12 protein-coding genes are annotated in these 12,239 nt (G+C 30.5%); 3 read left to right on the top strand and 9 right to left on the bottom strand.

The annotated features are described in order from the left end of the window. Position 1: 1 nt before the first annotated feature. Entirely contained in the window at positions 2 to 1,078 is a 1,077-nt protein-coding gene (locus AM499_RS02730) for a tyrosine-type recombinase/integrase (protein WP_053588756.1), read from the bottom strand. Positions 1,079 to 1,358: 280 nt separating this feature from the next. Here AM499_RS02730 and AM499_RS02725 point away from each other — a divergent pair, with 280 nt between their 5' ends. Next, the gene (locus tag AM499_RS02725) at positions 1,359 to 1,964 is read left to right on the top strand and encodes a hypothetical protein (RefSeq protein ID WP_197275588.1); all 606 of its coding nucleotides are present in this window, start codon (positions 1,359 to 1,361) and stop codon (positions 1,962 to 1,964) included. Positions 1,965 to 2,099: 135 nt separating this feature from the next. Beyond that, positions 2,100 to 2,708, top strand: coding sequence for a hypothetical protein (locus tag AM499_RS02720; protein WP_053588755.1), 609 nt, complete (start codon positions 2,100 to 2,102; stop codon positions 2,706 to 2,708). Positions 2,709 to 2,732: 24 nt separating this feature from the next. Here the strand turns inward: AM499_RS02720 and AM499_RS02715 are convergent, their stop codons facing one another. After that, a complete protein-coding gene (locus tag AM499_RS02715; RefSeq protein ID WP_053588754.1) occupies positions 2,733 to 3,191 on the bottom strand; it encodes a hypothetical protein in 459 nt (152 codons plus the stop codon). A 704-nt stretch (positions 3,192 to 3,895) separates the two neighbouring features. Here AM499_RS02715 and AM499_RS02710 point away from each other — a divergent pair. Continuing rightward, positions 3,896 to 4,219, top strand: coding sequence for a hypothetical protein (locus AM499_RS02710; RefSeq protein WP_053588753.1), 324 nt, complete (start codon positions 3,896 to 3,898; stop codon positions 4,217 to 4,219). Between the two features lie 147 nt (positions 4,220 to 4,366). Here the strand turns inward: AM499_RS02710 and AM499_RS02705 are convergent, their stop codons facing one another. The 7 genes from AM499_RS02705 to AM499_RS02670 form a co-directional block, all read right to left on the bottom strand. Continuing rightward, positions 4,367 to 6,781 (bottom strand): ATP-binding protein, encoded by a 2,415-nt coding sequence (locus AM499_RS02705; protein WP_053588752.1) that lies wholly within the window; start codon positions 6,779 to 6,781, stop codon positions 4,367 to 4,369. Beyond that, positions 6,771 to 7,487 carry an ABC-three component system middle component 1 gene (locus tag AM499_RS02700; RefSeq protein ID WP_053588751.1) on the bottom strand — a complete coding sequence of 239 codons (717 nt, stop codon included), beginning with the start codon at positions 7,485 to 7,487 and terminating at the stop codon, positions 6,771 to 6,773. Before AM499_RS02700 ends, AM499_RS02705 begins: the two co-directional genes overlap by 11 nt. Further along, entirely contained in the window at positions 7,484 to 8,947 is a 1,464-nt protein-coding gene (locus tag AM499_RS02695; protein ID WP_053588750.1) for an ABC-three component system protein, read from the bottom strand. Before AM499_RS02695 ends, AM499_RS02700 begins: the two co-directional genes overlap by 4 nt. 527 nt (positions 8,948 to 9,474) lie before the next feature. After that, entirely contained in the window at positions 9,475 to 10,059 is a 585-nt protein-coding gene (radC, locus tag AM499_RS02685; RefSeq protein ID WP_082355156.1) for a RadC family protein, read from the bottom strand. Beyond that, positions 10,056 to 10,658, bottom strand: a complete 603-nt coding sequence (locus AM499_RS02680) for a Maf family protein (RefSeq protein WP_053588749.1) — start codon at positions 10,656 to 10,658, stop codon at positions 10,056 to 10,058. The genes radC and AM499_RS02680 overlap by 4 nt, the downstream gene beginning before the upstream one ends. A gap of 94 nt (positions 10,659 to 10,752) precedes the next feature. Continuing rightward, the gene (locus AM499_RS02675; protein ID WP_053588748.1) at positions 10,753 to 11,394 is read right to left on the bottom strand and encodes a hypothetical protein; all 642 of its coding nucleotides are present in this window, start codon (positions 11,392 to 11,394) and stop codon (positions 10,753 to 10,755) included. Positions 11,395 to 11,481: 87 nt separating this feature from the next. Next, positions 11,482 to 12,237, bottom strand: coding sequence for a prepilin peptidase (locus tag AM499_RS02670; protein ID WP_053588747.1), 756 nt, complete (start codon positions 12,235 to 12,237; stop codon positions 11,482 to 11,484). Positions 12,238 to 12,239 lie beyond the last annotated feature (2 nt).

The following is a 12,239-nucleotide window of genomic DNA, read 5'->3' as shown; positions in this document are numbered from 1 at the left end:
TTTATTCACCTTCTTCCCAATCATCCAATTGTTTACGCCAATTTTGTTGACTAACTCTTATACGCCTCTCTAAATGAGTACTACTAGGTTCTAAATAGCCAGCAGTTGTAGATACATTCGCATGACCTAATAATTTGCTCATGGTTAATAAATCTACGCCTAATTCTGACTGATAGGTAGCAAATGCATGTCTTAATTGATGTGCAGAAAACAATTCTTCTTCAGGAATTCCTATACTTTTTTGTCTTCTGTTTAAATTTGACCTCATTGTATCACGAGAAACTCTATGTCCACTTTCAGATAAAAATGCCGCAGTTTTGTCTACATTTTCTTTTTGAAAACTAGGAAGTATTTCATCTAAATACCATTTCAATAAAAGATCTACATCATTTAACATAGGAACCCAACGAGGCTTATAGCCTGACCCTCTACTCCCTTTTCCAAACCTAACGTGAATTTTCCCCTTTTCACCCAAATCAAATCTCAAATCATTTATATCAACTTTAGTCAATTCAAATATTCTTAATCCTGATAACATTAGTACTTTAAAAAACACATAGTCTCTTGCTACAGTATAATATTTTCTACCTTGCTTCATTTCATTTTTCATACCATCGAAAAATGCATCTAAAATTATTTTTTTTGGTGGTACAACTCTAATATCATTATCATCTTTACGATGATAAAATTTATTAAAATCATCTAAAACATCTGGAATCGTAACCCCTAAAACATTAAAAATTTCAAGAGCCTTTCTGTTACTTAAAAAATTATAGAATGTAGAAATATTAGATTGATACTTTCTTCTAGTACTATGCGCTAATCCTTTACCAACTAATGATAAATAAAAATTTTCTACATCATCAGAAGTAATTTCCCAAAAGAATTTATTTGATAATGACAAAAACTCAGTAATATTTCTTAAATTTAATGCAACGGTTTGGATTGTAAACCCTTTTACCAGTTGCTGCCTTTCCCATTCTCCCAAAATTTTTGCTTGATACATCCTTATTTTTTCTATATCTAACATTGGATTGTTTGATTTAACAGTATTATCTATCAACTTAAAGCGTTCCATATGACACCTCACATTTTAGGTAACACCTAATTTTTTTAGGTGTTACCATAATAACATGGAGTGAAATTAAAGTCTAACATAAACATAATCCGATGGTTATGTGCGCTTATAGGTATACTTATAGGCATTAACAATTATAAGTAACATTTTTCATCACCTATCCATTGAAACTACAGTGTTTAACTATTTCGCCCAGATTAAATTTATAAAGGCTAAATTTAGCAATATATATTATTAAAAGTTAATATATAAATAACAACATTTAAGGTAGGTTAATCATATGGAGTTAAGTAAATCTTACAAGTTTATAGCAAAAGAAATCAGAGAGGTTGAAAGCAATAATAAAGTTATATCGATAATGATCCATGACCAAAAAACAAATCTTCAAGTACCTCACCCTATTACAGAGTTTATAACTGTAAAATATGCATATCATGGCAAATCATTGAACTCACAATTAGTACCAGCTCGAGTGGTATGTCGCTTTCTAAATTTTATCCTTAAATCTATAGATAAAAAAGACAAACTGTTTATGCAGCTATCAATTACAGGTTTAAAGAACCTGAATCTATATCATGGTAGTAAATATATTTCTTACCTATCAAGAAAAGGTTTATCAAGAAACACGATTAAATTGTATGAGGGTGCACTCACAAACTTTTTTGTATTTTTAAGCGAAAGTAAATATATTAATGAAAAAATAGAGGTTGAATATTACTATTACAAAGATAGAAGAACAGTTAAATCACTATTTGAAAAAAGTTATCTACAAACCAAATATCCTCCTTCAAGAAAATCAAATTCTATTTTAAAATTAAAAGATTTCGGTAAGAATCGTTATGAGCTTATGGTTTTATTCATACAGGTAGCTAGATCTGTTTCATAAATGCCTAAAGTATCATCTACAGATTAAATCTAACCAATAACTATATTCTGAGTAGGATAATATTACCATCTTTGAATAAAAGGTTGTTTTTTGTATTTTTTTGGATTAAATTATAAAAAAAAGGAGTTGAAGAATATGAAAAATAACTTATTTAAAAGTTTAGTAGTAGTTGTAGCATTATTATTATTTTCCCAAATTTTAACGCCATTTGCATCAGCTAATGAAATATCTAGCTCTGAAAATGAGTTAAATGAAACAACGATTAATAACTTAATTCCAAATGAAACGATTTTAGATGGCATAACAGTTGAAAACAATTTAATGGAAGTACAACCTTTTCACGGAAATCAGGCTGGTGTATTCTCGACTATTCCTGCTGGAATATTTGAATTCAGATGGTTAAATATACACAGTGGAGTGGTAGGTAATATTGGGACTCATCCACATACCAATCTTATAATTAAAAAGAATGGTGTAGATACAAGGAATTTCGCTATAACAGCCTATACAAGTGGGACAAATGTATGTTGGTATATTTATGATGAAACAAAGAAAAGAGAGTATAAAAATTGTCATGGTGTTTTAGATAAGAGTGCAGCTATTGATGAACTTCGGGCTACGCTTGAAAACTTATTGGTAACCTATGTGGAAAATAATATAGTACAAATAGGTATAGTAGTAGGTATAGTAACTATTGCTTGGAGTGTGTGGCCAGGTACAAGAATTGATCTAGTACCTGCTTAAAATATTCAATAAAAAACAGAGTGATTAATAATCACTCTGTTTTTTATTGAAATCATGAAACGTTGCATTCTTTGGCAATACATTTTTAATTATTTCAATTTCATTTTTATCAGGACTCTCTATATTAATTTCAGAACCCCAATGTGATGATTCATATATTAAATTACCATTTTGTTTCAAAAAAACGGAGAACCATTTTATATTCCCAAGTTGATTTAAACTCTCATTTAAAATATAGTCAGTTAATTTTTGATGTATATCGCCTCGAAAACAGACCATTTTAATAGGATATAAACTAACCCTTTCCAGATCCGTTTTCAAACTTAATTCTTCAATAATTTCTACTTCATCATTCCATATATGAAATTCTATAAAGTCTGCAGATTTTATAAAATAATCTATTAAAAAAAACCAATATTTATAATCCAGCGGAATATTAGTTTCTTCAGAATGATTTATATAGATGAAAAAATTATTCTTCATTTAACATCTCCCTCTCCTCTTCAAATAGTATGTGAACCGTATTGAAGCTAGTTAATGGAAAATTAGTATATTATGAGAATTCGATTAAAAACAAAAATCTCTTTTAAATTACATAAGCGTAAAACGGAAACCTCAAATAGAATCTCAAGCACTTCAATGCTAAAAAAGTACTTAGTATATGAAAAACACCCGCATGACTATAAATGGATTGCCGTCCTTTTATACTCATTTACTTCCGTGCTTACCCCACGGTGCGAATTAGCAAGTATTCTCATTATAACTTAATTATAACTTTATGTTTATCGTTATTCTATACGATATAAAACATTATTTCAACCGTTATAACGGAAATACTGCAGATTCAGAGTCGCCTTCAAGCGTCTTGCACCGTACTAAATACGGTGGAGGGCGCTTTTTATGTTCCGATAAACCGGAGGATATGAACACTATGACAATACTAACCGCAACAAATCAACGACCAGACATTCCTTTCGATTGAGATTAAAGCCTCTCGGGAGAAAAGTCGCGACTACTTTTACTGGATTTTGTGGATTTCACGATAAAATGTTGTAGTTGAGACCGTTTCGTTTGAACTCGAGTGTGCTGCTAGATTAGCTGTTTGCTCAGGTTTCTTTCTAGAATACGATCTTAAAGGGAAAAGAGTAAACCAGTTAGCTGACTTTAAAAATGGGATGAAGCTATTGATGGTTAATGTCTTTCCCCAGAACAATCGAACAATCGTATTATTTAGCTGGTTAAAAGAGGATTCTAATACTTACAGTGAATTCCTAGAACAGTTGTTAAGCCTAAATTCTGAAGAGAAAATCCAATTATTGAACAATCTTATTCCTGCATATAGTGAAAATGTAGCTTATAACCCAGACTATATTGACAGCTGGAACGAACATGAAAAGAAAAGTTATCTTCAAGTACTCCAACAATCCATCCACACCCCTGTAGAAAAGAGTAAGAGAAACCTTTTAGGGCAAACACCCTATAACCTATTTCAGTCTATTACCAATGACTAAAATAAGCTCTGCTAGTGTCGTTGTTCCGGATTTTCTTGCTTTTATGCGATATTCAAAAAATAAATTAATAGTAAAAACTGAACATCGATTTGATGTTCAGTTTTACCATTTATCCACTCAATTAAAGAAAAAATTATGACCTCAGTTTTATTCATCTAAATTCGTTTTATTTTGGGAAACTAAATAAAGTCTGTCCTTAACATTCAAACGTAACGTTTCCAAGTTATATTTTCTAAATTTATATCTCATATAACGAGAAGTGTCATCTTCATGTGTAGATAAAAATATTTGTTTATTTCGAAATTCATTACGTAATAACTCTACAAAAGAAACCATATTTATTTCATCCATTGTTTGCACAGGATCATCAATTAACAAAATGTCCATTGTTTTATTACCGTAAACTTTATTTAACGCTAGAGTGAACGCTATAACTAATCCAGATAACTGTCCTGAAGATAGATAATTTACAGCATCGTGATCGGAACTTGAATTAGAAACGAATTTAATACTTTTAGCTCCATCTCCTTCACTTTCTTTAATAAAGAGCCCTAGTCCCCTTTGATAATCCTGAAGTATTTTACCACTATAAATATAAAAAGGTACTTCAACATCTAGTAGAATTTTTTGCCAATGTTGTCTAATACGTTGGTTGTATATTTCTATTATTCTTCTGATTTTTGTAATTCCTAATTTAACAGTTTCTAATCTAGTTTTCAACTCGTCAATTTCACTAGTTAATTTAGTTATAGATTCAGAATTTCTATGATAGTATTGATAATTTATATAATTAGCTTTATTTATAATATTCTCAAGTGTAATTTTTCTGATTTGTTCCTCATCCCCCTGAAATAGTTCTTGATACAAAGAATCAAATGCTAATGATTTTTCATCAAATTCTGTATACCCAGGTTTAACAGGTTGCTTTTGTTTTAATAAATATTTTTCTAATCCTTCTAACTTCTCCTCTAAGTCATCTACAAAATTCAGCTTTGAGTTGGCAAATATCGTTATATCAATATTGTTCTCCGAACACCATTCTGTAAATTTTATAGTACTTTGCTTCCTATTAATACTTTTTGTTAATTGTTCATAAAAATCATCATTTATAATATTCTTACTTTCATTTACATATTCATCAATCCACAGATTTATTGAATCCAAATGTTCAATAAACAAGGAATTTAGCTCTTGTTCAAATTTATTTGAAGAGTCATCATAATATCTTTGAAAAGCTTCCCTTTTAGATTGAACACTTAATAATAATTTTTCATAATTAACCCAATCATGTCCGCAAAGTGGACATTCTTGATCACCTATTCCAAATTGATGTGTTTTATTGAAATGCTCCATTAGCTTATCTCTAGTAATGTTTAGTTCTTGTATAATAGATGAGAGATTAGTTGAATTTTGTTTATAACTTTCCAATAATTCCAACTTTCCCTTAATAGCATTTACGTCTACATTGCTTTCAACAACTTGCTCTAAATCTTTAAAAGGAAATGATTTTATATGATTTTGTAGATTATCTTTAGTGAGTATTTTCTTTATATTACGAAGTTTCTTTTCTTTGTTTTTTAATTCTTTTATCTCATCATATTTACTTAAAAAATTTGAGCTCACTATAGTATCCCTTAACAATATTTTATTCTCTATATAATTTTGGATAACTCTATTTACTTGAGACTTTAAGAACTCATCGAAGTGTTGTACAAAATCATAAAGTTGACGTAAATCTTTTATATACAGATCCTTCGTATCCTTTTGAACAGTTATTTCTTTTTTGTCCCACTCTTTTAGTGGAGAGTCCCCTTGTAATAGTCGAAAATAATTTACTTCAACTAGTTCTTCTTTTTGAACATCTTTAATTCCTTTTGTCAATGTATCTAACAATTGTTGTTTTACAGACAGATCGCCATTATCTCCACTAATTTTTCTCTGCTCTCTATCTAATTCATTTTTTAATTTACTTATTTTCTCCAATTCTTGTTGTTCATTATACGTATCAAAAAGATGCGATATTTCAGCCATACGATCTTTTCCTGATTTTCTAAGAAAATAGGTATTTTCTTCTTGTTGTATATAATAAAACAAACTAAAATAACGACTTAAATTATTCAAACCCAATTTAGAGTAAATTTTTTCTGAATCAATCCTGTATTCTGGCAAGAGAGGACTATCAAAATTATCTAATAAATATAATTCGAACAAATCCCAATTATCAGGTCTGCGTTCGGCAGCTCTTCGAGAAGTTGTATGATCAAATCTCTTAACAACTGTAAATTTTTGTTTTTCTTTATTATAGAACTCTATTCTAATTACTGTATCTTTATTATCTTGGTTTGTAAAAAGTAAATCTTTATATCCATGCCTATTATCGGTTGTATTTGTTATTCTAGAAATTCTTCCACTTACAACAAGCTCAATAGCATCAAACATAGTAGTTTTTCCAAAACCATTTGGTCCGTCAAAAACAATTAAGTCTTTTTTAGAGAAATCTAACTCAGCTTTTTCAACATGTTTAAAATTTTCAATCAAAATCTTTCCAATTTTATAACTCATTTTTTTCACCCTCTAATATCACTTCAAGAATATCATGAATGTTATAAACTCCATCTTTTTCTTCAAGTTTCAGCCATCTGTTTGAATAATTTAGCAAATCCTCTTTATTTAATTCTTTTTTAATTACCTCTGTTAAATTTTCCATCTGCTTCTCGTCTCTCTCAAAAACGATAAATGGAAGTTTAATTAATAATTTCGAACAAAGGTTAAATAGACTATTACTGTAATCATTAGGTTCCTTCTTATATAAGCTAAAAAGTTCAATATTATTGACAATATTATTTAATATGGTTCTTGATTCTTTTATATTATTTTCCTGAAAATATTTTAGTAGTTCTTGATATTGTTCTTCTTTATATGTTAATACATATTTTTTAAAGTAATACGGATCCTCTTCAATTTCGAAAACTTTTTTTACCAATTCCTCTTTTAGTGTCACATCGTCGTTTCGTAAACACACTAACATGGATAAATTTTTATCCATTCTCTCGTCATAGCCTGTCTCTAACCCTTTAATAGCGCTATAATATTCCGAAACTTGTATCTCAAGAAAGTCTTTATCAATGTTATCTATAAACAATACTAGATAAAAATTAAGACAGTCTTCACTAAGATTAACAGCAAATAAAAAGTTTTCAGAAAGCAAAGGAAGTTCCCGTTCCTCAAAATTATAATCATTAAAAATTTTTTTTATAACTTCTTTCATTCATCAATTTCTCCTTTCGCATTCTCTATATCTAACATTCTGATATTTTTAATTTTAGAGATTCGGTTATGATAAATTTCGGTATGGACATCAACTTCACTATCAATTTCATGATCAGGAATATCACTATTAATCTTTTCAGGCTTTAGCCTTGGTAAATTAATATTTTTTGTTATCATTACGTCAATCTCAAGCAATGAATCATCATTTGAATTTTTCAAAATTTTTTCTATAATTCTCCCAGTTCTTTGCTTATGATATGTATCAATAATGGTAGTTGGAAGATACGAAACATTTAACTTTTCTGGCCCTAACTTAATAAATGTGAATTTACCAACATCTATTTGATTTTGTATTCGTTTTAAAATTTCCAAAAATCCATCATTCATATGTGTTTCAGAAATTAATGTAGACAAAGCATTTAGAAGGCTATCAGGATTTTCATCATTCACTTCATGGTTCGGTGTAATCTTCATGCAAAATTTTATAAATTCTTCTTCATCTAACTTTAATACAGAATTTATTACTCTATTAACGTTCATTATGCTTTTTCTATCTATAATCTCATCCTCTACCTCAAGAATTAAATCAGCAAAGTATTCGTTAGTTAGTTTTGTAAATCTTTCTCTTAGTTGGTAAGTAATATATTCTTTACTTGGAAGTTCATAATTTGCGATAATTATCTCATATATTTTTTGAAAATTAATAGTAGCTTTCTCACTTTTATGACCTGCCTGAACATTAATATGCCTATCCCTAATGTGCTTGTCTACTAACCCGAGCAAATGTAGGTATGCTCGATTTAAATGTTCTGGAGTTTTTATATTATCTTTATAAAAGATTGACAGTTGATTTTTTATTTTGTCTTCAACTTCATCCATGTTGCAATGTTGACAGTCATCTTCATATTTATATACTTCAAATTTCGCGAAAACTTCTTTGTATTTCCCTGTACTTTTTACATAATCATGACATTGTCTAGGTGTCCAATATTTTTTATTGTCCTCTTTTTTATTCTTATCTTTTTCATTATCCTCTTCATTTTCTGACCGCTTTGTTTCTTTTTTTGGAGGCTTATATTCGTAAAGGCGTGTTTCGAGATCCTTTAAGTTACTAATTTTACTAGTTGAATGCAAATAACATTTCTTAATATTAGGGAAATCAGTAACCTTAGCCAATAAAAGCCAAATTGCCTCTTTATATTCACTTGGTGCAGTTTTATTGTATGTTTTAACCTGATGTATAGCGATGTAATCATTATCTTTTTTTATAGAAAAATCCTCCAACCACTCAAGCTCCAACTCATAAGAATTACATGCATTTAATGATAACTTTAAATTATTAATCATTGTTAATACGACTAATACTCCTATTCTTCCTTGATGGTTAAAACCGTTCCAGCTAGGACTTGCATCTGTAGTATATTTTTCATCCTGAATAATAATTGAAACCTTACCCATAATATTCACCAACTTCTTCTTAGTCTTTATTATTTCTTTATCTTAAAGATAGTGTCTAGTTCTTTCTCTAGGAAAATCTGTTTGATAAACCAAATGGCTAAGTACTCCTCCTAAGTATAATTATTTAAATTTTCCCCATTATATATTTAATACCATAAATTAGCTAAATACACAAAGTTTATAAGTAATTTATACCAGTAAATATGTACCAAAATTTATTAATAAAAAACGTATACATCTGTATACATTAAGGGGTGATTAATATAGCTGAGACATTCCGCCGTAGTAAAATTGAGGATTATATTAAGAGGTTAGAATTGAGAAAGGAGATTATGATTAAGCAATTATCTCAAAATGAATTAGCATGTATAAGAGAAAATTTAATTGGACAAGTGCAAACAATAGACCTTATCTTAAATGAATTAATAAAAGAATTTAATATTAATTTGTAATAAAGAAGTATACAATCGTATACGTTTTATTAATTTCGCCTAATTTTAATGGGCGAAATTAAAATGTGTACTAAATCACAATAAAATTAAATTTCGCCCTACAAAAAGCTTGCCTATATGAGCGAATATAATAGAAGCAGCTGACCTTTTTACAGCTTCGCGGAAAATCTCTCGTGGATGAACAATTGAAGCATTAAGTGAACCGATGAAGATTGTCTGTTTATGGAGAATTTGATTTTTAACATTCAAAAATAAAACGACAAAATGCTCTTGCGTTAATGAAGTCATATCATGCATTAAGTATGTTGCGGCATCTTTTGGAGAACGAATGGTAAATTTTTCATCTGTTTTTTGCTGCGATAATCTTCGTCCTAACTCAACCGCTGCTAGTAACTGGACCGCTTTTGCTTGACCTATGCCTTTTACTGACATAATTTCTTCTAGCGTAGCATTTTTTAATTCTTGAATTTGTTCGATAAAATGGAGGACACGATTTGCTAAGTGAAGCACAGACTCTTGCTTCGTACCGGTACGAAGCAAGATAGCAATTAATTCTTGGTTGGACAAGCTTTGTGCCCCTTGTCTTATTAATCTTTCTCGAGGGCGATCTGCAATATGGACATCACGAATCATTAACGCTGGAGTTAAATCTACAGTCATTTAGACGTCTCCCTCGCGAATTCTATTACCCCAAGCTTCAAAAGCGTTTGATATAACCGGCTTATAGGAAGACCTACAACATTATTATAATCACCTTGAATCTTTTCAACAAAAAGTCCTCCCATCGTTTGGATTCCATATCCACCTGCTTTATCTAATGGATCACCAGACTCAACATATGCATTAATTTCTTCATCAGATAACTCATAAAATTTAACTAAAGTAGTTTCTGCAAATGCAAGATTAAGATCTGGCCCCACAATAGAAACACCAGTAATTACATGATGAACCTTTCCTGATAGAAGCTTGAGAAACTTTACCGCCTGCGCATTGTTTGTTGGCTTCGTTAATAACGCCTTTCCTATTCGAACAGTTGTATCAGCAGCAATTATGATTGCTCCTGGATTTCTCTGTGCAATATCATTTGCTTTTAGATCTGCAATGGCTATAGCAAATTCCTCTGGTTCATATAAACCATCGAGCTCTTCATCAACCCCAGCTGGCTGGATTTCAAATGGTACGCCTAATTTACTAAAAAGTTCCTTTCTTCTAGGTGACTCACTTGCTAAAATTAGTTTATCTTTTGTAATAAGATTCATTCTTATTCCCCCTTTATATTAGGATACAAAAGATTAGAACAAAGGGAAATTGTGTATAAATCCATTACAATTCAATTTTGATTACTTTTCACTATCAAAAATTCAATTTTAAGCAATCGTTTTGCTCTAAATAATGCGTAAATACATGTAGTCTAATAACTGAGGAAACATCCGAAAACGTTGATACAGCAGTCACTATATTCATCATGTCATCTGGATAATTTTCTTTTCTGGCAATAGAGTCAAAATAATTTTTTGATAGTTTTTCTTCCTGTAATATATTGATGATATTTTTTACTTTAGGATCTGCACAAGCATTTGTGGAAATATTAATCGTTTTTAGAAACGTGGGTAGAACATCACCCTCGCTTGTACTTACCTCATTTACAAAAAGTTCACTCCACACATAAAATTCGTTTCCTATTCTTACGATACTTGCTTTTTCAAGACTAGGTTGAGTGCTTATAAAGGACATTGCACTTTCCTTTGAAGTAAACATACCATATTGCTTCGCTTTAAATGGTAGAGCAGCTTCCCCAGTAACTTCTACTTTCTCATCTGTTTCTTTCTCGTTCGTAGGTGTAGAAACTTGTTCTTGGGCTTGTTCTTCCACTTTTTTATCATTCGACATGTTTAAAATAAAACCAAATAACAACACTCCTACAACTCCGATAACTAATCCCTGTATACCCGCCAGTATTACTTTTTTTCTCGGGTTCCTCCTTCTAATCGGCATGTGCTCACCCCTTTTACCCACAACCTTATCATTAAGTAATTAAAAAAAGACGAGACCTATGTCGGCTCGTCCAAAAAACTTATCGAGTTAAAAAAACATATTCACATACCAATCGACAAGGGTATTGCCAAAAAAATAGGCGATAATAGCAGCAATCGCAATGGTAGGTCCAAAAGGTATGGGTGTTTTCCTACCTTTTTTAGTTATTCTCAAAGAGATTACACCAACAACTGCACCTATAAGAGAAGCTAAAAAAAGTGTTAACAACGTATGCATCGTTCCTAAAACTACTCCGATGACAAAAAATAATTTAATATCCCCTCCGCCCATACCACCTTTCGACAATACAGCAATTAAAAATAATACACCAAATCCAATTACAGCTCCCACAATACTTTCCGACCAAGGGGTTAACGGCGAGAAGATTCTTGCAACAATCAAAGGAACTAAAAAAAACAAAAGAATCTTATCAGGTATAAGCATATAGGCAATATCCGAAACAGTAATAATTACTAGTAAAGATATGAACAAGATAGCAACTACCAACTCTAAAGTGAAACCAAGTTGAATATAAGCAAAAGCAAATAAGAGGCCAGTGACAAGTTCTATCACAGGATACATCCAATGAATCTTCGTCCCACAGCCTCTACATTTCCCTTGTAAAAACAAATAGGAAAGGACAGGCACCAAATCACGAGCAGTGAGATTCCGATTGCAAATAGCACAATGAGATGATGGGCGAACAATGGATTCCCCTTTTGGAATACGTAATCCAACTACATTGAAAAACGAGCCAAAAATTAGACCATATATGAAAAATAATATTGTTAGGACGATTTCCATTT

Source organism: Bacillus sp. FJAT-22090 (genome assembly GCF_001278755.1).
Taxonomy (GTDB): Bacteria; Bacillota; Bacilli; order Bacillales_A; family Planococcaceae; genus Psychrobacillus.
This window is presented reverse-complemented; position numbering and strand designations above follow the sequence as displayed.